The following is a 22,114-nucleotide window of genomic DNA, read 5'->3' on the forward strand; positions in this document are numbered from 1 at the left end:
ACCTCCGAACCCCACCACCGAAAGGACGAGCCATGCTCCACAAGACGTGGCGCCGCGTGGCACTGACCACCGCGGGTCTGCTCGCGCTCTCCCTCACCACCGCCTGTTCCGAGGACCCCGGTGAGTCGACGGACCTCTCCGAGAACCGGGTTGGCGCGATGGCCAACTACGGCATCGGCGACCAGTTCAAGGCCACCGAGGCGCTCTCGTTCTCCACCCTCTACAACAACCACACGTTCTATCCGCTCAAGGAAGACTGGCTGTTCTGGTCGGAGCTCACCAAGCGGACCAATGTCAAGATCGATCCGGTGGCCGTGCCGCTGAGCGACTACGAGCAGAAGCGCAGCCTGCTGATCGGCGCCGGCGACGCCCCGCTGATCATCCCGAAGACGTACCACCCGCAGGAGGACGCGTTCGTGTCCTCCGGGGCGATCCTCCCGGTGAGCGACTACCTGGATTTGATGCCCAACCTCAAGGACAAGATCACCAAGTGGAACCTCCAGCCGGAGATCGACAACCTGCGGCAGGCCGACGGTAAGTTCTATCTGCTGCCGGGCCTGCACGAGAAGCCCACCCAGGACTACACGGTGCTGGTACGCACCGACATCATGGAGGAGCTGAAGCTCGCCGTCCCGAAGACCTGGGACGAGCTGTACACGGTGCTCAAGGCGATGAAGGCGAAGTACCCGAACGTGTACCCGTACTCCGACCTGTTCAGCAAGCCCAACCCGACCGGCGCGCTGCTGAACCTCCTCGGCTCGTCCCACGGCACCTACGCGGGCTGGGACTACCAGCACGCCACCTGGGACCCGGCAGCGAAGAAGTTCACCTACACCGGCGCGTCCGAGCAGTACAAGCAGATGGTCACCTACCTGCACAAGCTCGTCGCCGAAGGTCTGCTCGACCCGGAGAGCTTCACCCAGACCGACGACCAGGCCCGCCAGAAGCTCGCCAACGGCAAGTCCTTCGTGGTCACCGGCAACGCGCAGACCCTGGTCAACAACCACCGGCCCGACCTGGCCAAGACCCTGCCGAACGCCAAGATGGCCAAGATCCCGCTGCCGATCGGCCCGGCCGGGGAGATCAACCCGTTCCCCCGCCTGGAGAACGGCATCATGATCTCCACGAAGGCCCGGGAGAGCAAGAACTTCGTCGCCATGATGCAGTTCATCGACTGGCTCTGGTATTCCGACGCCGGCCTGGAGTTCGCCCGCTGGGGCGTCGAGGGCACCACCTTCACCAAGGACGCGTCCGGCAAGCGCTCGCTCAACCCCGGCGTCGACTTCCTCGGCCTCAACCCGAAGGCGCCCAAGCACCTGCAGAAGGACTTCGGCTTCCAGAACGGCGTCTTCGCCTACGGCGGCAGCCCCGACCTGGTCCGCGGGTTCTTCTCCCCAGAGGAGCTGGAGTTCCAGAAGGTGATGGACGCCCGCAAACCGAGGGAGGTCCCCCCGCCGCGCCCGTTCACCGACGAGGAACGCGAGCAGGTGTCGCTCTGGGAGACCCCGCTGAAGGACTTCGTCACCCAGAACACCCTGAAGTTCGCCCTGGGGCAGCGTCCACTCAGTGAGTGGGACGCGTACGTGGCCGAGCTGAAGGCCAAGAACTCCGACCAGTACATCGACCTGGTCAACAAGGCGTACGAGCGGTTCCAGAAGAAGAACGGCTGACCAGCGGGGGTCCGGTCGGGTGCCTGTCGCGGCCCGACCGGACCCCCGGCGAGCAGAGGGAGCGATCGTGAGTGGCGCGGCCCAGACCTGGCGACAGTTCGGCGACGGACCACTGTCGCGGATCACCTCGCGCGTCTACATCCTGCTCGTGGTCGAGATGCTCCTGCTGCTCACCACCCTGCCCGCCCTGCTCCCGCTACTGGTCCTGGGCCGTGACCGCAGCAACCTGCCGCTGGCCGCGCTCCTCCTGGTACCGGTCGGCCCGGCCATCTCCGCCACCCTGTACGCCCTGCGCCACCAGCAGACCGACCTGACCGACCTGCACCCGGCGGCCCTGTTCTGGCGCGGCTACCGGGCCAACGCGTTCGGGGTGCTGCGCATCTGGGTGCCGACGCTGCTGTGGCTGACAGTGCTCGCCGTCAACCTCGCCTACTCCGGCGCGGTCGGCCTTCCGGGCTGGTGGGCGGTGCCGCTGGTGCTGATCGCGGTGGGCGTGACGCTCTGCGCCGCCAACGCCCTGGTGATCACCTCGCTGTTCGACTTCCGCACCCGCGACGTGCTCCGGCTGGCCGTGCACTTCCTCGTGCGTACCCCCGGTGTCCCCGTCGGCAACGCGCTGCTGCTGGCCGCGGCGGCCGGCATCACAGCGGTCTTCTCCGAGGCGGTGCTGATGCTGCTGACGTCGATCGCGGTGCTGGCGTACCTGCGCATCAGCGACCCGATGATCCACCTGATCCGGAAGGAGTTCACCTCTTAACGCTTCCCGATGAGTCCGGGGGATTTACGGCTCGGACCGCATTTGACCCCGCACCCCGAGGGGAGGTGATCGTATGTCTTACGTCGTCAGCACCGGCACGGTCGCGCTCTACCGTGGCGAGGATCGTCCTCGCGGCGTTGAGGTCGCGGCAGGCGGTGAAGCCGCAGGCCGCGCACTCGAAAACTCTGACGTTCAACCCGATGCGCTGCTTGGCTCTCACCGCGCACGAGGAACACGTCATGGTCGTGTAGGCGGGCGGAACCAGCAACACCTTCCGGCCTGCCCGCATGCCCTGCTGGATCAGTTCCCGCTTGGCCGCGCCGATCGCGGCGTCCGCGGCCTTGCGTGCCATGGTCGACTTGGCGAGGAACTTCGGCTTGAAGTCTTCCACCGCGATCACCTGGTGGTTGTCAACGATGGCTTTCGCCCACTGGCGGGCGTCGTGGGTGTTCTGCCGGGCGGCCTTCTTGTGCAGCTTCGCTGCCGCACGTTTGGCGCGGCGGTAGCCGTTGGACTGTGCGTGACCTTTCGGGCGGCGGCGTCGGGCCATCTTCCGCTGCGTCTTGGCCAGTTCGGCGGCGCACCGCTTGCGGTGGCCGAGGTGCGGCAGGTCGAAGCGGGCATCAGTGGTCGTTGCGGTGGTCGTCACGCCCCAGTCGATGCCGATCGTCCCGGACGACGCTGGCGCGTCAGGGCGTTCACGCCGGACCACAAACGACGCATACCAGTGGCCGAGGCTGTCTTGGTAGATTCGGACACTGGTTGGTGGAGACGGCAGGGGGCGAGACCACACCATCGGCATGGTGATGCCGCCAGCGAGGCGCAGCCGGCCGTCCGCAAGGGTGAACCCACGCAGGGTGTACTCCAGGCTGGGCAGCGAACGCTTGCGGGTTTTCACCGTTGGCCGCCTCCTGCCTTTGATGGTGAAAGAGTGCCGCACCGCTGTGGCGTAGGTGCGCAGGGTTTGCTGCTGGGCGACCTGGGATCCGTCACGCAGCCACGTGTATCTGGCGCGCGCTTCGGTGAGCATCTTGGACAGGGCACCGAACGTGGGTTTGTTGCCGCTCTTGTGCTGGTGGACGGCTTCGTTCCACAACCACCGGCAGCGGCCCCACTCAGCCAACAGTGCGCCTGTCGCGGTCGCGCCGGGGCGCAGCCGGTAGGTATAGCGCACCACCTCGATCACATCACGAACTATACAGCAGTGCGCTATATAGTGTCGCCGTGGATGAGGTCAGGTCGAGAAACAATGTCGTCTATCGGTGCAACTACCAAGTCGTATGGTGTCCGAAGTACCGCAGGCCGGTGCTTACCGGAGCAGTCGACGGCCGCCTCAAGGAGATCATCAGCGAGGTGTGTGCCGAACGAGACGCCCCTATCGAGGCGATCGAGACGATGCCGGATCGGGTGCACCTGCTGGTCGTCTGCGATCCGCAGTACGGCATCCACCGCCTCGTCAAGCAGATCAAAAGCCGATCGTCACGACTGCTGCGCCAAGAGTTCCCGCAGCTCAAGTCCCGGTTGCCAACCCTGTGGACCAACAGTTACTTCGTCGCCACCACCGGTGGCGCAACCTCGGAGGTCGTCGAGCGCTATGTCGAAGACCAGCGCAACGCTTAACAACATCTTTCACCTCCCCACGCCTAAAGCCGGCGGATCCTCGGGACCGATCGCATGAGCCTGCCCCTCAGCGCCAAGGTGCCCTTCGGGGGCGACTACAACCCGGAACAGTGGCCCGAGGACGTGTGGAAGCAGGACTACCGTCTCTTCGACAGCGCACGGATCGACCTGGTCACCCTCGGCGTGTTCGACTGGGCGCTCACCCAGCCCGCCGAGGACACCTACGACTTCACATGGCTGGACAGGATCGTCGAGCGGGCCAGCGCCGAGGGACGCGGGATCTGCCTGGCCACCGGCACCGGAGCCCACCCGCCGTGGTTGGCGAAGGCGTACCCCGAGGTGACCCGGACCGACTTCGAGGGCCGCAAGCACCGGTTCGGTCAGCGACACAACTCCTGCCCCAGCTCGCCGGTCTTCCGTCGGCTCTCGACGGAGCTGGCCCGCCGGGTCGCCCGCCGCTACGCCGACACCCCGGCGGTGCTCGCCTGGCACGTCGGCAACGAGTACGGCGGCGCCTGTTACTGCGCGCTGTGCGCGGCCGGCTTCCGGAACTGGCTGCGCCACCGCTACGGCACCCTCGACGAGCTGAACGAGGCCTGGTACACCACCTTCTGGTCGCACACCTTCACCGACTGGGACGAGATCGAGGCGCCGTCGGCGCTGACCGAGCACTGGCGCGGCCCGGACCACACCGCGTTCCAGGGCATCACAGTGGACTACCTGCGGTTCACCTCCGACGCGATGCTGACCAACTTCCGCGACGAGAAGGCCGCCGTCCGGGAATCCAGCCCGACGCTGCCGGTGACGACGAACTTCATGGGCATGTACCGGCCGATCGACTACCATCGCTGGGCCCCTCATCTGGACTTCGTCTCCTGGGACAACTACCCGCCCGACGACAAGTCGGCAGCGCGGATGGCACTGACCCACGACCTGATGCGGGGGCTCAAGGACGGCCAGCCGTTCTGGCTGATGGAACAGACCCCGAGCTGCACCGCGTGCCGCGACGTCAACCCGTTGAAGCGCCCCGGTCTCATGCGGCTGTGGAGTTGGCAGGCCGTGGCGCACGGCGCCGACGCGGTGCTCTTCTTTCAGCTGCGCGCCTCCCGCGGGGCCAGCGAGAAGTACCACGGGGCGGTCATCGGCCACGCCGGTCGCTCCGACACCCGGGTGTTCCGGGAGGTCGCCGAGCTGGGTGCCGAGCTGGAACGGCTCGGCCCGGCTTCGCTGGGCGCGCGGACGCCGGCCCGGGTGGCGCTGCTGTTCGACTGGGACAGTTGGTGGGCGTTGGAGCTGTCCGACGGCCCGTCCCGGCTGGTCCGCTACCAGCAGGTCGTGCTCGCGTACCACCGGGCGCTCTGGGACGCCGGTGTGGACCTGGACGTCGTCGCGGTGACCGCCGACCTGTCCCGCTACGACGTGGTCGTGGCCCCGGCCCTGCACCTGCTCAAGGGTGACCTGCCGCAGCGGCTGGAGGGGGTGGCGGCGCGCGGCGGGTCGGTGCTGACCACCTACCTGTCCGGCCGGGTGGACGAGAACGACCAGGCGTTCCTGATGGACGTGCCGGGACCGCTCGGGCAGCTCATGGGTGTCCGGGTCGACGAGTGGGACGCCCGCGGCCCGGAGGTGGTCAACCCGGTCCGCCTCGGCGACGGCGCGGATCAGGTCGACGTCGACGCCCGGCTGCTGTTCGAGCTGGTGATCCCGCAGGGCGCGCAGGTCGTCGGCACCTACCAGGCCGACTTCTACGCGGGCACCCCGGCGGTGACCCGCAACTCCTTCGGCGCCGGCGACGGCTGGTACGTCGCCGCCGGTCTGGACCAGGCCGGGGTGTCCTGGGTGGTGCGGCAGGTGCTCGCCCGGCACGACCTCCTCGGGCCCCACCCGGACGTACCGGACCTGGAATCCGCCGTCCGGGTCGCCGAGGACGGGGCGCGGTTGCTGTTTCTGCTCAACCACCGCGCCGAGCCGGTCGAGGTGACCGCCCGGACCGGCGGCGTCGACCTGCTCACCGGCGACCGTACGGCGGCCGGCGCTGCCCTGCGGCTGCCGGCGTACGGGGTTGTCGTGCTGGAGGAGGACAGGTGAACGCCGAAGAGTCGGTGGAGTTGGAGCAGCTGATGTTCGTCGAGGAGCCGATGGACGGTGACGAGCCGCGCGTCCACCCGGCCTGGCTGCCCCCGGAGGCGTTCCGGTCGCTCGGTGCGCGCCGCATCCTCCTGCACGGCGAGGGGTTGCTCGTCGACACCGTCCTCAACGAGGTCTCGCGCGCCTGCGCGCGGTACGGCGGGCGGGTGTGGCATTCCCCGTCCTGGGACGTCGACGTCGACCTGGTGCTCGCCCTGCGCGACGCGGCTGAGCTGCCCAACCCGACGGTGGAGGCGGCGCGCGCCGCCGGCGAGGCGGCGCTGGCCGAGCTGGGCGACGGCGGGACGCTCGGCGACGAGGGTTTCGTGCTGGCACGGGCCGGTGACGTGACAGCGGTGGTGGCCGACGCGCCCGCCGGCCTGCTGTACGGGCTCTTCCACGTGGTCCGGCTCTGCGCGGCGGCCTTCGACCCGGCCCGACCTGCCGAGCGGCACCGCCCGGCGCTGCGCCGACGCATGCTGAACCACTGGGACAACGTGGCCGTGCACCCGGTGATGGGCCAGGTCGAACGGGGGTACGCGGGCGGTTCGATCTTCTGGCGGGACGGCCGTCCGCGCGGCGACCTGGCCCGGGTGCGGGAGTACGGGCGGCTGTTGGCCTCCTGCGGGGTCAACGCGATCTCGGTGAACAACGTCAACGTGGCCCGCACGGAGGCGCTGCTGCTCACCGAACGGCTCGGCGACGTGGCCGAGATCGCGGACGCGCTGCGCCCGTACGGCATCCGGGTGCACCTGTCGGTCAGCTTCGCCGCGCCGGTGGTCCTCGGGGGCCTGCCCACAGCCGACCCCCTGGACGAGACCGTGCGGGCCTGGTGGGCCGCTACCACCCGGCGGGTGTACGACCGCATCCCGGACTTCGGCGGCTACCTGGTGAAGGCCGACTCGGAGGGGCAACCCGGCCCGTTCACCTATGGCCGTGACCACGCCGACGGGGCGAATCTGCTGGCCGAGGCGCTCGCTCCGCACGGGGGAGTGGTGCACTGGCGGGCGTTCGTCTACAACCACCACCAGGACTGGCGGGACCGGTCCACCGACCGGGCTCGGGCCGCGTACGACCACTTCGCCCCGCTCGACGGACGGTTCCGCACCAACGTGGTCGTCCAGGTGAAGTTCGGCCCGGTGGACTTCCAGACCCGCGAGCCGGTCTCGCCGGTGCTCGCCGCGATGCCGGCGACCCGGCTGGCGGTGGAGTTGCAGGTCACCCAGGAGTACACCGGCCAACAGCGGCACGTCTGCCACCTCGGCCCGTGGTGGAGCGAGGTGCTGAGCTTCGCCCCGTGGGGGCCGGGCGGACGGACGATCGCCGACGTGGTCACGGGAGAGGCGGCGGCCGGCGGCGGGCTGGTCGCGGTCGCCAACGTCGGCGACGACCTCTTCTGGACCGGGCATCCGTTGGCGCAGGCCAATCTGTACACCTTTGGTCGGCTGGCCTGGGACCCTCGCCGGGACCCGACGGCGATCCTCGACGAGTGGATCACGCTGACGTTTCCGCCGTCGGCGACAGCCGACGCCGAGCTGGTGCGGCGGACCCTGCACCAGATCATGGACGACTCGTGGCGCACCTATGAGCGCTACACCGCCCCGCTGGGCGTCGGCTTCATGGTCAGCCCCGGCGACCACTACGGCCCCGGCGTCGACGGGTACGAGTACACCCGGTGGGGCACCTACCACTTCGCCGACCGGGACGGCGTCGGCGTGGACCGCAGCCGCGCGTCGGGCACCGGCTTCGCCGGCCAGTACCCGCCGTACTGGGCCCAGGTGTACGAGTCACCCGAGAGCTGCCCCGACGAGCTGCTGCTCTTCTTCCACCATGTGCCGTACGGACATGTGTTGCACAGCGGTTCGACAGTCATCCAGCACATCTACGACACCCATTTCGCGGGGGTCGAGGAGGTGACGGCGATGCGTCGGAGGTGGCAGGCGTTGACCGGCATGATCGACCCGAGCGTCTACGAACGGGTCGCCGAACGCCTCGACGAGCAGGTGCGCTGCGCCACCGAGTGGCGCGACCAGATCAACACGTACTTCTTCCGCAAGTCCGGGGTGCCGGACGAGCGAGGGCGGGACATCTACTGAGCGGCGGCGCGGGGCGGCCTGACCGTCCGGTCGGACGGCCCCGCGTGCCGTGCCCACCAGAGGTCTGCCTGGTTCCGAAAACCTCCCGATAATTTCTCGGCATCTGTCGGCGCCGACAATGCCCGTCAATGCCCATTGCTACGCAGGTGGCCGCCGGAAGCGTTGCGCCGAAAGGTTTCCGGAAGTCTTGACAATCGAGTGTGCTCGATTGAAGCTGGCATGGTCACGCGAGCCGCGGTCAAGGTCGGGCGAAGGGCAGTCCTCGACTTAAGTCCCCTTCCACGCGCCTTTTTCGCAAGGGATCGCGACGATGACACTGAAGACGAGAACGCTTGGCGTCGTCATGGCTGCCGTGACGCTGGCCGCCGCCGCGCTGACGTTCGCCACTCCCGCGTCGGCGGCGACGCTGACGCAGGTGACCAACTTCGGCACCAACCCCACCAACCTGCAGATGCACCTGTACGTCCCGGACCGGGTGGCGACCCGACCGGCGATCCTCCTGGCCATGCACTACTGCACCGGGACGGGCCCCGCGTTCCACTCGGGCACCCAGTACGCGTCCCTCGCGGACCGGTACGGGTTCATCGTGATCTACCCGTCGGCCACCCGCAGCAGCAAATGCTGGGACGTCTACTCGCCACAGGCGTTACGCCGCGGCGGCGGCAGCGACCCGGTCGGGTTGATGTCGATGGTCGACTACGTGCGGCAGCGCTACTCCGCCGACCCCGCGCGGATCTTCGCCACCGGCACCTCCTCCGGCGCGATGATGACGAACGTCATGCTGGGCGTCTACCCGGACGTGTTCGCGGCGGGCGCCTCGTTCGCCGGGGTGCCGTTCGCCTGTTTCGCCACCGGCGGCAGCTCGGAGTGGAACAGCCAGTGCGCCAACGGGCAACTCATCCGGACCGCGCAACAGTGGGGTGACCTGGTCCGGGAGGCGTACCCGGGTTACACAGGCCAGCGGCCCCGGATGCAGATCTGGCACGGCACCAACGACGAGACGCTGCGCTACCCGAACTTCGGCGAGCAGGTCAAGCAGTGGACCAATGTGCACGGGCTGAGCCAGACCCCGACGTACACCGACTCCCCGCAGTCCGGCTACACCCGCACCCGCTACGGCAGCAGCGGCCCGATGGCGCCGGTCGAGGCGATCAGCATGCAGGGTGTCACGCACAACCTGCCGGTCGACGCCGCGCAGGTGATCCGCTTCTTCGGGCTGGACGGCACCGCGCCGCCGACGACCCCACCGCCGACGACCCCGCCGCCGACCACGCCACCGCCGACGACTCCGCCGCCGACCACCCCACCGCCGACCCCGCCGCCGCCGACCGAGGGCGCCTGCCGGGTCGGTTACACGGTCAACGCCTGGAACAGCGGTCTCACCGCGAGTGTCGCCATCACCAACACCGGTGCCACCGCCGTGAACGGCTGGGCGCTGACCTTCACGCTGCCCACCGGGCAGCGCATCACCAGCGGCTGGAACGCCCAGTACGCCCCGACCAGCGGTGCGGTGACCGCCCGCAACGTCTCCTACAACAACACCATCGCCCCGAACGCGTCGGTCGAGATCGGCTTCCAGGCCACCCACGAGGGCGGCACCGGCAAGCCCACGTCGTTCGCCCTCAACGGTGCCGCCTGTTCGGTGTCCTGACTTCCCCTTCCACCCCACCACCCTCAGAAGGAGTCACACGATGAGAACCACGAGATGGAAGGTGGCATCGAGAGCCGCCATCGCGCTGACCAGCGCGGGTGCCCTCGCCGCCGGCATGGCGCTGTTCCTGACGGCGCCGGCCGCCGCCGGGACCACGCTCGGCGCGTCCGCCGCCGAGAAGGGGCGCTACTTCGGCACGGCGGTGGCCGGATTCAAGCTCTCGGACAGCGCGTACACCACGATCTTGAACCGTGAGTTCAACATGGTGACGGCCGAGAACGAAATGAAGATGAACGCCACCGAGCCGCAGCAGAATCAGTTCAGCTACGGGGCGGCGGACCAGATCGTCAACCACGCCCGCAGCCGGGGGATGAGCGTGCGAGGCCACACCCTGGCGTGGCATTCGCAGCAGCCCGGCTGGATGGAGAGCATGAGCGGCAGCGCGCTGCGGCAGGCGATGCTCAACCACGTGACCCAGGTGGCCACGCACTTCCGGGGCCAGGTCGTGGCGTGGGACGTGGTGAACGAGGCGTTCGCCGACGGCAGCTCCGGTGGCCGCCGTGACTCCAACCTCCAGCGCACCGGCAATGACTGGATCGAGGCGGCGTTCCGGGCCGCGCGTGCCGCCGATCCGGGTGCGAAGCTCTGTTACAACGACTACAACACCGACAACTGGACGCACGCCAAGACGCAGGGCGTCTACAACATGGTCCGGGATTTCAAGGCCCGTGGCGTGCCGATCGACTGCGTGGGATTCCAGTCGCACTTCAACAACGACTCGCCGTACGTGAGCAACTACCGCACCACGCTGTCGAGCTTCGCGGCGCTGGGCGTGGACGTGCAGATCACCGAGCTGGACATCCAGGGTGCCTCGGCGAGCACCTACCGCAGCGTGGTGGAGGACTGCCTGGCGGTGGCCCGCTGCAACGGCATCACCGTGTGGGGCATCCGGGACAGTGACTCGTGGCGGGCTTCGCAGACGCCGCTGCTGTTCAACAGCAACGGCTCGAAGAAGCCCGCGTACGACGCGGTCCTCGCCGCGTTGAACAACGGCACCACGCCCACCGACCCGCCCACCGACCCGCCCACCACCCCGCCGCCGGGGCCGGGTGGCTGCACCGCGACGGTGACGGTGAACCAGTGGACGGGTGGCTTCGTCGCGAACGTTCGGGTGACGGCCGGCTCATCGGCCCTCAGCGGCTGGACGGTGACGATCGCGCTGCCGTCGGACGCGACGGTCACCAACGCGTGGAGCGCCGACCGCAGCGGTAACACCGGCACGACGAACTGGCGGAACGTGGCCTACAACGGCCAGGTCGGCGCCGGGCAGTCCACCGAGTTCGGCTTCCAGGCCAACGGCACCGCCGGCAGCATCAGCCCAACCTGCTCGGCAGGCTAAAGCCCACCGGCCGGTGCGGAGGCCTGCCGCCTCCGCACCGGCCCACCTCCCGCCCTCGTTGACCAGGAGGTGTGCGTCATCCCGGTCAGGCCTGGGCGGCGACGAGGAACATCGGCACGACGACGAGGATCCGGTTCGCGCTGGCACGCTCGGCCTGCTCGGCGAGCCAGCCCTCCTCGTCGGTGATCCGCTTCAACACGTCGAGCGCGGTGTCGTCGGTGAACACGGCGGTGTGCACCTCGACGATCGGGTCGGTGAACCCGGCGTCGAGCAGCAGGTTGCGATACCTGCGGGCAACGCGGGGCGACGGTAGCGAGTCCGCCTTCGCGTGGACCAGCCGACGGGTGGTTTCCGAGTCGTCCGAGTCAATGGCGATCAAATCCCAGTCCTGGCCGAGCAGCACGGCTCGACCGCCTGGCGTGAGCACCCGCCGGGCCTCGGCCACGGCGAGTGCCGGGTCGTCGAGCACATGCAACACCTTGTCCGCCCGGTAGTAGCTGGCCGATCCGGTCTCGATCGGCAGCGCGGTGGCGTCGCCGACGTGGAACTCGCCGGCCGGCCAGCGCGTCCGGGCCACGGCGATCATGTCGGGATCGAGGTCGACGCCGACCGCGTGCGCTCCGCGCTCGGCCAGCTCGGCTACCGCGCGGCCACTGCCACAGCCAGCATCGACGACGGTTCGACCGGTGAGGTCGCCGAGTAACTCGTAGGAACGGGCGCGCAGTTCGACGGCTGCGGGCTCGCTCTCGATGGCATCGAGGACAGCTAGAAGGCTGGACATGCCCGCCATGGTCGGACTTAATGTCAACATGAAGTCAAGCCCGATGACGATCGGCGAGGTGGCCGACCACTTCGGCCTGCCGGCGCACGTCCTGCGGCACTGGGAATCGGTGGGCCTGCTCCGCCCCGCCCGGGTCACCGGCGGCCGTCGCCGCTACACCCGCGACGACCTGTTCCGGGTGGCCTCGATCCTGCGTGCGAAACAGGCCGGCCTGTCGCTGCCGGACATCCGGGCGTTCCTCGCCGCAGGCGACCCCGCCGTCCGCAAGGACGTGCTGCGCCGCAACCACGGCGCGCTGCGGGCCAGGATGGCCGCGCTGCAGTCGGCGCTCGACCTGCTGGAGGCCGGGCTGAACTGCTCACACGAAGACATCTCGACCTGCCCGAACTACCGCAACCGGTTGGCGGAGCTGGTGGAGGTCGGGGGCAGTGGCTAGCCGTCGATGCGGGTGATGTTGCGGATCTTGTTGGACGCGTCCAGAGCGGCGACCTTGTACGCCTCGGCCAGCGTCGGGTAGTTGAACACCGCGTCGACCAGGTAGTCGATCGTGCCGCCGCAGCCCATCACCGCCTGACCGATGTGGACGATCTCGGTGGCGGCGGTGCCGAACACGTGCACCCCGAGCAGTCGGCCGTCGTCGGGGGAGACGAGCAACTTCAGCATGCCGTACGAGTCGCCCACGATCTGACCCCGGGCCAGCTCGCGGTACCGGGCGATGCCCACCTCGAACGGCGTCGAGCTCTCGGTGAGCTGCGCCTCGGTCTGCCCGACGAAGCTGATCTCCGGAATCGTGTAGATGCCGATCGGTTGCAGGCCGTGCATCTCCCGGATCGGTTCACCGCAGGCGTGTTGCGCGGCCAGCCGGCCCTGCTCCATCGAGGTCGACGCGAGCGCGGGAAAGCCGATCACGTCGCCGACGGCGTAGATGTTCTCCACCGGGGTGCGGTAGTTGGCGTCCACAGCGATCCGGCCGCGTCGGTCCGCCTCCAGCCCGGCCGCCTCCAACGCCAGGTCGTCGGTCTGACCCTGCCGCCCGGCCGAGTACATCACCGTGTCGGCGACGATCTTCTTGCCGCTCTTGAGGATGCACAGCGCTGCCGTCTGGTGCTTCTCCACGGCGGCGACCTCCTCGCCGAAGCGGAACGCCACGGACAGGTCGCGCAGGTGGTACTTGAGCGACTCGACGACCTCGTCGTCGCAGAACTCCAACATCCGGTCACGGCGTTCCACCACCGTCACCTTGGTGCCGAGCGCGGCGAACATCGAGGCGTACTCCATGCCGATCACGCCGGCGCCCACCACCACCATGCTGCGGGGTACGGCCTGGAGGTTGATGACGCCGTCGGAGTCCACGATCGTCCGGTCGTCGAAGTCGACGCTGTCCGGGCGGGCCGGGCGGGTGCCCGCGGCGATGACGATCTTGTCGAAGGTCACTGTGGACTCGCGGCCGGAGCCGCCGTCGACCCAGATCGAGTGCGCGTCGGCGAACCGCCCGGTGCCGGTGATCATCGCGACCCGGTTGCGGGCCAGTTGATTGCGGATGACGTCGGTCTGTCGGGTGATGACGTGCTGGGTCCGGGCGGCCAGATCGCCGACCGTGATCTCCTCCTTGACCCGGTAGCTGCTGCCGTACAGGTCCCGCTGGCTCAGGCCGGTCAGGTAGAGCACAGCCTCGCGCAGGGTCTTGGAGGGAACGGTGCCGGTGTTGATGCACACCCCACCGATCATGTCGCGGCGGTCCACGATGCCGACCCGCCTGCCGAGCTTGGCGGCGGCGATCGCGGCCTTCTGACCGCTGGGTCCGGAACCCAGCACCAACAGGTCGTAGTCATACACGAGCGTTAGCGTCGCAAGATGTCGCGGCGCGCGCCAGACTTCGTACCCGAGTGTTACTCGTCCGCCACCACGCAGGTGCCGCCGTTCACCGTCACCTCCTGCGGCGTTTGAGAGCCGGTGGCGACGAACCCCAGCGACACCGTGCCGCCGGGCGGGATCAGCGCGTTGTGGCGGACGTTGCGCACCCGCAGGTAGCTGCTGTCGCGGTCGACGACCTCGGCGCCCCAGAGGCTGCGCAGTTGCTGGCTGGCGTAGAACCGCCACCTCATCGTCCAGCCGTCGATCGCCGTCGAGCCGGTGTTCGTGACCAGGAGGCGTGCCACCAGACCATCGGGCCACTGCCCCACAGTCGACCGGACCGTGCAGCTCGGCGGTGGCGGCAGCGTGGTCACGGTGACCGGCGTGGAGAGCGGTGACAGGTGGCCGGCCTCGTCCCGGGCCTGCACCACGAAGGTGTACGTGGTGTTCGGCGTCAGCCCGCTGATCTGGGTGCTGTTTCGCCCGGGCGGGTACTGGTAGACCTCGCTGACCCGGGTCAGTGTGCCACCGGCGTCGACCTGGAACACCTCGTACCGATCGAGTGCGACATTCTCCACCGAGTGCGTCCAGCGCAGCCACACAAGCGTGGCGGCGACGTCGTAGGCGACCGGTTGGCCGGGCGCGCCGGGCGGTTGGTCGTCCCCCGGTGGCATGGTCAGCCGCAGGCTCGGATCGTTCAGCGACCTGTTGCCGGCCGCGTCCACGGCCGAGACGAAGAAGGTGTACGTGCGCGACGGCCGCAGGTCGGTGATCCGGATGCTGTTGGTGTCGGTCGAATACTGGGCGCCGAAATCTTCGAACCGGACTCCGACCGGGTAGCGGACCACCCCCACGTTGTCGGTGGAGGCGGCCCAGGTCAGCTCGACCCAGGTGGTGTCGACGGCGACGACGGTGATCGGGCCGGGTGCGGTGGGGCGTTCGGTGTCCGCCGCGGCGTACGCCGGGGTCGCGCCGGCCGCGACCAGTGTTGACGCCAGCGCGCACGCGACCAGCGCAGCGGCCTTCGACCGGATTCTGCGGAACGGATGATCAAGCACGATGATGACCTCGCTTCCGAGTGTCCGCAGCGGACCAGTCATTGACTGCCATTGATGTTAGGGCAGTGTCGGTCGCGCCGTTGTCCCGTCAGCCGACGAGGCGGCGTTCCCAGGCCCAGGCGGCGATCTCGACCCGGTTGCGGGCCTTGAGTTTCATCTGCACGCTCGCCAGGTGGGTCTTCACAGTGCCCACGGCGATGAAGAGTCGGGTGGCGATCTCGGCGTTGGTCAGGCCCCGGGCGACGAGCTTCACCACGTCGAGTTCCCGTGGCGACAGGCCGCCGTGGTCGCGTGCCGGGGCGGGGGAGCTGAGGTGCTCCAACAGCCGTACCGTGATGGACGGGCTGATCAGCGCGTCGCCGGACACGGCCGCGCGGACCGCCTCCACCAGCAGGGCCGGGCCGGAGTCCTTGAGCAGGAAGCCGCAGGCACCGTTGGCGAGCGCGGTGTGCACGTACTCGTCGAGGTCGAAGGTCGTCACGACGACCACCCGGACCGGGTCGGCGACGCCCGGCCCGGCGAGCAGCCGCAGCGCCTCAAGGCCGTCGAGGCGGGGCATCCGGATGTCCAGCAGCACCACGTCCGGGCGCAGGCGTCGGGCCAGTTCGACGGCATGGACTCCGTCGGCGGCCTCGCCGACCACCTCCATGTCCGACTGGGCACCGATGATCATGCCGAAGCCGGTCCGGACCATGGCCTGGTCATCGGCGATCAGCACCCGGATCACCGGGCCACCGCCGCTTGCAGCGGGAACGCCGCGTCGAGCACCCAGCCACCGGCGACGCCGGGCCCGGCGGTGATCGTGCCGCCGAGGGCGCGTACCCGCTCGGTGAGGCCGATCAGGCCGAAGCCGTGCCCCCGGGCCGGCGCGGTGCGCGGCGACGCGCCGTCGTCGGCGACCCGGACCAACAACCAGTTCGGGGTACGCCGCACCGCCACGTCCACGGATCGCGCGTTCGGCGCGTGCTGGCGGGTGTTGGTCAGCCCCTCCATCACCACCCGGTACGCCGACGTCGAGACCTCCACCGGCAGTCCGTTCAGATCACCGTCGATGTGCAGTCGTGCCGGCGCGTTGGCCGCGCCGTTGAACCCGGTCAGCAGCGGCTCCAGCTCGGTCACCCCGGCAAGTGGGGCCAGCGGCGCGTCCGGTGGGGCGTCCGGGTTGCGCAGGATCCCGACCATCCGCCGCATCGAGGCCATCGTCTCCGCGCCGGCCCGCTCGATCTGCTCCAGGGCGACGATCACCCGCCGCGGGTCCTGCTCGGCGACGAACCGGGCGCCCTGTGCCTGCACCACGATGCCGGTGACGTGGTGGGCGATGAAATCGTGCAGGTCCCGGGCGAACTCCGCGTGCTGCTCGGCGCGGACCAGCGCGATGGCCCGCTCCCGGCCGGCTGCCATGATCCGCAGGTAGAGCCCCACCCCGGCGGCGCCGGCCGCGGCGAGCACCTGGAGCAGACCGAAGATCACCAGCAGGTTCTCGGTGCCGACGCGCAGTGGCATCGCGGCGACGGCGAGCCCGGCGGCCGCCGCCGCCCACGGGGCGAGCCGGGCCGCGCCCCAACGGCTCACCACGAAGACCACGCCGATCAGCCCGGCCGACTCGGCGAGACCCCACGTGCGGGCGGGCAGGAGGTCACCGCCTTCGGAGACGAGCACCACCCCTGCGGTCACGGTCAGTGAGGCGGTGGCGAGGGCCAGCGCGGCCACCGGCAGCCGCCGGGAACCCGACCGGTGCACTGGCAGCCAGAGTGGCACGGTCGCCACCGCCAACCCCATCGGCACCAGCAGGAGCACGAGAGCGGCGAAACTGCGTTCATCCGCCGTGCTGGCCGCGAAGTCGAAGAAGGCGAGCAGGCCAAAGGCCACCAGCCCGGCCGTCTGGGCCAGGCGTACCCAGAAACGTCGAAGATCCGGCGCGCTCATGATGACCCAGCGTAGCCAACCGGACGGAGGTGGCAGATCGGCCAAAAGGCAGACCCGACGACGGCGATACCCGGCCCCGGGCCGATGCGCCCGCCCGTCGGCGGCGGCGACGCTTCCGGAGGTCACATCGCAGCCACTGGAGGAACAATGACAACCCACGCCCCGCCGGAGACCAGCCACGCCGCGGTCGCCGCGGTCGACCTGGTGAAGGTGTACGGCAGCGGCGACACCGCCGTCCGTGCCCTGGACGGGGTCTCGGTCGGCTTCGGCCGGGCCGAGTTCACCGCGATCATGGGCTCGTCCGGGTCCGGCAAGTCGACCCTGATGCACTGCCTCGCCGGCCTCGACACGGCCACCTCCGGCCGGGTCCTGCTCGGTGGCACGGAGCTGACCGGCCAGTCGGACCAGACGCTGACCCGGGTACGGCGGGAGCGGATCGGATTCGTCTTCCAGTCCTTCAACCTGCTGCCGCAGCTCACCGCCGCGCAGAACATCACCCTGCCGCTGGACCTCGCCGGTCGGCAGCCCGACGCCGAACTCCTGGCGCACCTGGTGCGGGTGCTGGGCCTCGGCGACCGGCTGAACCACCGGCCCAGCGAGCTGTCTGGCGGCCAGCAGCAGCGGGTGGCGCTGGCCCGGGCGCTGGTGGCCCGGCCCGAGGTGGTCTTCGCCGACGAACCGACCGGCAACCTGGACTCCCGCTCCGGCGCCGAGGTGCTCACCATCCTGCGCGACTCGGTACGCGACCTCGGCCAGACCGTCGTCATGGTCACCCACGACCCGATCGCCGCCGCGTACGCCGACCGGGTGGTGCTGCTCGCCGACGGTCGGCTGGCTGGCGAGATCGACAAGCCGAACCAGGTGTCGGTCACCGACGCCCTGCGCGACCTGGCGGCCCGCCGATGAGGGCGACAGTGCTGCGTACCCAGACGACCGCAGCGGCCCGGCGGCCCGGCCGGCTCATCCTGACCGGCCTGGCGATCCTTGTTGCGTCGTTCGTCGTCTTCGGCACCGTGCTGGTGCAACAGATCACCGAACGGACAGTGCGGGACAACCTCAGCGGCACCCCGGCCGTCACCGACCTGGTGATCGGCAGCCCCGGCGTGCCGCCACCCACAGTGACGGACGTGCGGCAGATCCGGGCCGTGCCCGGTGTGGCCGAGGCGGTCGCCCGGGTCTCGACCGGGGTCTCCGTCGGCGAGGGGTACCTCAACCTTCAGTCCGATCCGGGCACCGGCCCGCTGAGCGCGGTTCGGGTGACCGAGGGCAGCTACCCGGACCTACCCGGCGAGATCGCGATCACGCCGCGTACCGCCGAACGGCTCGGGCTGTCGGTCGGCACCACCACCAGCGGTATGGGCGGTGAACTCACCACGCCCGCCCCGCTCACCGTCACCGGCATTGTGGAGAGCAGCGCCGACGCCGGCTACGACGCGTACGCCCCGGACAGCGCCGTGATCGCCTGGGCGCGCCTGACGGCTGTGGAGCGCGTCGACCTGCGGGTGGCCCCCGGCACCTCGACCGAGACCGTCCGGCAACTGGTGACCGCGGCGGTCGCCGGCCAGCCGATCCGCTCCGGCGCCGAGGTGCGCGAGGCCGAAGCGGAGGCGGCGGCCCAACAGGTCGGAAGGCTCTTCATCCTGGTCGGCATGTTCGTCTCCATCGCGGTCGTCGCGGCGGCGCTGGTGGTCACCTCGACCTTCCGCATCGTCTTCGCCCAGCGGATGCGGCAACTCGCGCTGCTGCGGGCGGTCGGCGCGAGTCGGGGCACCCTGGTGGCTGCCCTGACCGCCGAGGGAGCCCTGACCGGGCTGGTCGCCGGCGTCGTCGGGGTCGCCAGCGCCCTCGCCCTCGGGTACGCGCTGCCGGCCATCCTGCGCGCCGCCGGCCACCCGGTCTCCTCGCCGGGCCTGCCACTGCCGGCGGCGGTCGCTGTGGTGATCGGCGCCGTCGTGATCACCGTGCTGGCCGTGCTGGCACCGGCGTTCTCGGCCGCCCGGGTCTCCCCACTGGAGGCACTGCGGGCGGCGAGCGTCACCGCCGGCCGGCGCGGCATCGGGGTGCCGCGTCTGGTCTTCGGGCTGCTCCTGGCCGTCGGCGCGGTCCTGGCGGCGGTCGCGACGATCAGCCAGTTGCCCAAGCCGGACCAGTCGGAGTACGACCCGTCGATGCCCCTGCTCCTGCTGGTCGGGTCCGGCGCGTTGGCGTTCTTCGCGCTGGTGGCCCTCGGTCCGCTGCTGGTACGCCCGGTGCTGGCCGTGGTGGGTTGGCCACTGCGCCAGCTCGGGCCGCTCGGGCGGATGTCGGTCGGCGGGATCGGTGGGACGCCCCGCCGCGCCGCCGCGGTCTCCGTCGTGGTCGCACTGGGCGTGACCCTGATCTCCGGGGTGGTCATCGGCGGCGCGTCGTTGCAGATCCTCGCCGACCGCGAACTGGCCCTCTCGGCCCCGACCGACTTCGAGGTCACCAGCAACGGTGGGACGCTGCCGCCGGCTGTCGTGAGCCGGGCCGAGGCGGCACACGGCGCGCTGGCCCGGGTGGTGCCCTACCGGATGGTCGACGACGCCCGGCTGCTGCGCGGCGCCGACAGGCTCGGCGACGTCGAGTCCGGTTACCCGACCAGCGACCTGGACCTGGCGGCGTTGCCGAGCACCGGTGACCTGGACGTGGCCGAGGGCACCCTGGCCGATCGTGGCCCCGGCCGGGTCGTGCTGAACAGCTGGGTAGCGCGGGACGCGGGCCTGCGGGCCGGCGACACCGTCACGCTCGCCGTCGCCACCCGCACTGTCGACGTGCGGGTGGCCGCGGTCCTGCCCGGTGACGGGCCGCTGCACGCGGGCATCCTCGCCGACCCGGCCGACCTGGACCGGCTCGGCGTGCCGACCGCGTACACCGGTCTGCTGGCCGACGCGGCCGGTGCCGGCGAGGACGGTCGCACCGCCGGTGTGCGGGCCCTGCGGCAGGCGATCGCCGGCAGCGAGGGGGTGGGCCTCGCGGTGCTCGCCGACGAACGGGACCGCAACGACGCTGTGGTGCGCACCCTGGTCTGGATCGCTGTCGGTCTGGTCGGCCTGACCGTGCTGATCGCTGTCGTCGGCGTGGCCTCCACGACCGCGCTCTCGGTGGTCGAGCGGGTCCGCGAGTCCGGGTTGCTCCGGGCGATCGGGCTGTCCCGGACCGGTCTGCGCACCATGCTGACCGTCGAGTCCGGCCTGTACGGGGTGATCGGCGCGACCATCGGCCTGGTGCTCGGCGTCCCGTACGCCTGGTTGGCGGTCCAGGCCCTCGGAATCGAGGCACCGCTGACCGCGCCGCTGCTGCCGCTGGCCGGGCTCTTCGTGGTGCTGGTCGGGCTGACCGCGCTGGCCGGGGTGCTGCCGGCCCGTCGGGCGTCGCGGGTCAGCCCGGTGGTGGCGCTGGGGGCCGACAACTGAGCACCGCCGTGGGGTGGCGCCGGGCCTTCGGCGCCACCCCACGGCGGCCTGGTCAGTTGGGGTTGTTGGCGTGGGTCAGCGTCTCCCAGGCGACGAAGAGGTTGTTGGTTCCGGCCGGACGTTGTTGCAGCGTGAGGGTCTGGGTGTTGGTCATGACGTTGCCCAACCGGGTGCTCATCGCGTTGAAACCGACCTCGGTGATCGGGCCGAGGCCCCGGGTGAGGCTGCCGCCGCAGAGCCAGGAGGGCGGTGCCTCGCCAAGCTGGTAGCGCGAGTGGAAGCCGAGCGCCTGACGCAGTCGCTCACCGACCTGTGGGTACAGGTCCCGTCCCTGGATCCGGGAGGTCTCCGCGACGTGGGAGATGGCGGAGATCCCGTACCCGGTGTGGACGAAGTCGCGGCAGGTTTCCTGGGCGAGGCCGGCGACGAATGTGGACTGGCCCTGCCAGTAGCCGATGATCTCCGCGCTGGTGTCCAGGCCGCTGCCGGGCATCGTGTACGGCAACGCGCCGTCGCTGGGCAGGTAGACGAACGCCCGGGCGCGGTTGAGGAAGCGGGTGGCCGCCGCGTCGTACACGGCCCGGTCCTCCAGGAACACCGCGATGCCGACGGTGGCCTCCATCATGGTCAGTTCCCAGTTGCCGTTGCTGTTCGAGCCGTTGCGCACCATCGGCAGGTAGACGTTGCGCAGCATGGTGGCGAAGCGGTTGGCGTTGGGCCAGCTCGTGTACGTGTACTTGATGATCTCGGCGGCCCGGGGCCAGACCGAGGCCGCCCAGCCGGTCTGCAGTGGGGCGTTGCTGCCGGTGTGCGCGGTGATGGTGGCCGACCAGGCGTCCATGATCTGGATCGACTTCTGCGCGTACCGGGCGTCCCCGGTGACGTACCAGACGAGCGCGTCGGTGTACGCGGCGATTGCGTCCTCCCGCTCGTCGGTGCAGCCGTTGTTCGGGTTGGAGTAGGAGCCGCACTCGACCACCGACCGAGGCGCCGGGGTACGCGACAGGGAGGCGTACCGACTGCTCATCATCTGGTTGTAGGCCGCCGCCCACGGCTGCGCACCGGCCTGCACCCGGCCGCGGACGAAGTCGAGCTGGCCTCGGCTGACCAGGACGCCGGGGTGGGTGAACCCACCCGATGGCGGTGGCGTGGTGCCGCCGCCGGTGGGCAGCACCCAGGTCTGGTTGGCGGTGCCGGTGCAGCTCCAGATCTGCAGTGGGGTGCCGTCGGCCGAGCTGGGGCCGGTCGCGTCGAGGCACTTGCCCGAGGCCGGGTTGACCAGTTGCCCCGCGCTGGGCGACCACTGTTGCGCCCCGGTGCCGTTGCAGTCGTAGATCTGCACTCGGGCGCCGTTGGCGGTGCTGGCGGCGGCGATGTCCAGGCACTTGCCCAGCGCCCGGATCGTGCCGTCGTCGGCCACCGTCCACTGTTGCGCGGTGGAGCCGTTGCAGGTGAAGAGCTGCACCGGGGTGTTGTTGGCCGGGTTCGCGGCGGCCACGTCGACGCACTTGCCGCCGTACCCGGTGATGGCGCCCGTCGCGGCCGCCGTCGCGGGCGATGCGCCGACGACCAGGCCGATCGGTACGGCGAGCAGGGCCGCGGCCAGCGCGGAGGTAAGTCTGATGCGGGGGCGGCGGGGCACGAGCCCGGCCAATCGTCGCGCCATGTGGGGGTCCTTCCGGGCGGCGAAACATCTGTAAAGTGTGTTAATCATTACAGCCATACACACCGATATCAATGT

The 22,114-nt window shown here is 70.1% G+C and carries 17 protein-coding genes; 10 read left to right on the forward strand and 7 right to left on the reverse strand.

The window, feature by feature from the left end:
* The first annotated feature begins 32 nt into the window (after positions 1–32).
* Positions 33–1,670 (forward strand): extracellular solute-binding protein, encoded by a 1,638-nt coding sequence (locus ABZU74_RS20285; RefSeq protein WP_355425960.1) that lies wholly within the window; start codon positions 33–35, stop codon positions 1,668–1,670.
* 67 nt (positions 1,671–1,737) lie between these two features.
* The gene (locus ABZU74_RS20290) at positions 1,738–2,427 is read left to right on the forward strand and encodes a DUF624 domain-containing protein (protein WP_355425963.1); all 690 of its coding nucleotides are present in this window, start codon (positions 1,738–1,740) and stop codon (positions 2,425–2,427) included.
* Here the strand turns inward: ABZU74_RS20290 and ABZU74_RS20295 are convergent.
* Positions 2,417–3,613 (reverse strand): transposase, encoded by a 1,197-nt coding sequence (locus ABZU74_RS20295; RefSeq protein ID WP_355425966.1) that lies wholly within the window; start codon positions 3,611–3,613, stop codon positions 2,417–2,419. The two genes, ABZU74_RS20290 and ABZU74_RS20295, sit on opposite strands and share 11 nt — an antisense overlap.
* Before the next feature lie 38 nt (positions 3,614–3,651).
* On the opposite strand from ABZU74_RS20295, the gene tnpA reads away from it, so the two are divergent.
* The 5 genes from tnpA to ABZU74_RS20320 all read left to right on the forward strand — a co-directional run bounded on the left by tnpA (position 3,652) and on the right by ABZU74_RS20320 (position 11,320).
* Positions 3,652–4,047: an IS200/IS605 family transposase gene (gene tnpA, locus ABZU74_RS20300; protein ID WP_355425968.1), complete on the forward strand. Its 396-nt coding sequence runs from the start codon at positions 3,652–3,654 to the stop codon at positions 4,045–4,047.
* A gap of 54 nt (positions 4,048–4,101) precedes the next feature.
* Positions 4,102–6,135, forward strand: a complete 2,034-nt coding sequence (locus tag ABZU74_RS20305; protein ID WP_355425971.1) for a beta-galactosidase — start codon at positions 4,102–4,104, stop codon at positions 6,133–6,135.
* Positions 6,132–8,270 (forward strand): alpha-glucuronidase, encoded by a 2,139-nt coding sequence (locus tag ABZU74_RS20310; RefSeq protein ID WP_355425974.1) that lies wholly within the window; start codon positions 6,132–6,134, stop codon positions 8,268–8,270. Before ABZU74_RS20305 ends, ABZU74_RS20310 begins: the two co-directional genes overlap by 4 nt.
* Before the next feature lie 310 nt (positions 8,271–8,580).
* On the forward strand, positions 8,581–9,921 hold the full coding sequence (locus tag ABZU74_RS20315; RefSeq protein ID WP_355425977.1) for a PHB depolymerase family esterase: 1,341 nt from the start codon (positions 8,581–8,583) through the stop codon (positions 9,919–9,921).
* 115 nt (positions 9,922–10,036) lie between these two features.
* Positions 10,037–11,320, forward strand: a complete 1,284-nt coding sequence (locus tag ABZU74_RS20320) for an endo-1,4-beta-xylanase (protein ID WP_355426048.1) — start codon at positions 10,037–10,039, stop codon at positions 11,318–11,320.
* An 85-nt stretch (positions 11,321–11,405) separates the two neighbouring features.
* Here ABZU74_RS20320 and ABZU74_RS20325 read toward each other — a convergent pair whose 3' ends face one another.
* On the reverse strand, positions 11,406–12,101 hold the full coding sequence (locus ABZU74_RS20325) for a methyltransferase domain-containing protein (RefSeq protein WP_355425980.1): 696 nt from the start codon (positions 12,099–12,101) through the stop codon (positions 11,406–11,408).
* A gap of 28 nt (positions 12,102–12,129) precedes the next feature.
* On the opposite strand from ABZU74_RS20325, the gene ABZU74_RS20330 reads away from it, so the two are divergent.
* On the forward strand, positions 12,130–12,537 hold the full coding sequence (locus tag ABZU74_RS20330) for a MerR family transcriptional regulator (protein WP_355425983.1): 408 nt from the start codon (positions 12,130–12,132) through the stop codon (positions 12,535–12,537).
* Here the strand turns inward: ABZU74_RS20330 and sthA are convergent.
* The 4 genes from sthA to ABZU74_RS20350 all read right to left on the reverse strand — a co-directional run bounded on the left by sthA (position 12,534) and on the right by ABZU74_RS20350 (position 16,939).
* A complete protein-coding gene (gene sthA, locus ABZU74_RS20335) occupies positions 12,534–13,937 on the reverse strand; it encodes a Si-specific NAD(P)(+) transhydrogenase (protein ID WP_355425986.1) in 1,404 nt (467 codons plus the stop codon). The genes ABZU74_RS20330 and sthA overlap by 4 nt on opposite strands.
* Positions 13,938–13,990: 53 nt before the next feature.
* Positions 13,991–15,013 (reverse strand): cellulose binding domain-containing protein, encoded by a 1,023-nt coding sequence (locus tag ABZU74_RS20340; RefSeq protein WP_355425989.1) that lies wholly within the window; start codon positions 15,011–15,013, stop codon positions 13,991–13,993.
* An 88-nt stretch (positions 15,014–15,101) separates the two neighbouring features.
* Entirely contained in the window at positions 15,102–15,740 is a 639-nt protein-coding gene (locus ABZU74_RS20345) for a response regulator transcription factor (RefSeq protein ID WP_355425992.1), read from the reverse strand.
* Positions 15,737–16,939: a histidine kinase gene (locus tag ABZU74_RS20350; RefSeq protein ID WP_355425995.1), complete on the reverse strand. Its 1,203-nt coding sequence runs from the start codon at positions 16,937–16,939 to the stop codon at positions 15,737–15,739. The genes ABZU74_RS20345 and ABZU74_RS20350 overlap by 4 nt, the downstream gene beginning before the upstream one ends.
* 147 nt (positions 16,940–17,086) lie before the next feature.
* Between ABZU74_RS20350 and ABZU74_RS20355 the strand changes: the two genes are divergently transcribed.
* Positions 17,087–17,845, forward strand: coding sequence for an ABC transporter ATP-binding protein (locus ABZU74_RS20355; RefSeq protein WP_355425998.1), 759 nt, complete (start codon positions 17,087–17,089; stop codon positions 17,843–17,845).
* An 8-nt stretch (positions 17,846–17,853) separates the two neighbouring features.
* Positions 17,854–20,373: an ABC transporter permease gene (locus ABZU74_RS20360; RefSeq protein ID WP_355426001.1), complete on the forward strand. Its 2,520-nt coding sequence runs from the start codon at positions 17,854–17,856 to the stop codon at positions 20,371–20,373.
* A gap of 52 nt (positions 20,374–20,425) precedes the next feature.
* Here the strand turns inward: ABZU74_RS20360 and ABZU74_RS20365 are convergent, their stop codons facing one another.
* On the reverse strand, positions 20,426–22,039 hold the full coding sequence (locus tag ABZU74_RS20365; protein ID WP_355426004.1) for a ricin-type beta-trefoil lectin domain protein: 1,614 nt from the start codon (positions 22,037–22,039) through the stop codon (positions 20,426–20,428).
* Between the last annotated feature and the right edge of the window lie 75 nt (positions 22,040–22,114).

Source organism: Micromonospora sp. NPDC005171, from assembly GCF_040608575.1.
GTDB lineage: Bacteria > Actinomycetota > Actinomycetes > Mycobacteriales > Micromonosporaceae > Micromonospora.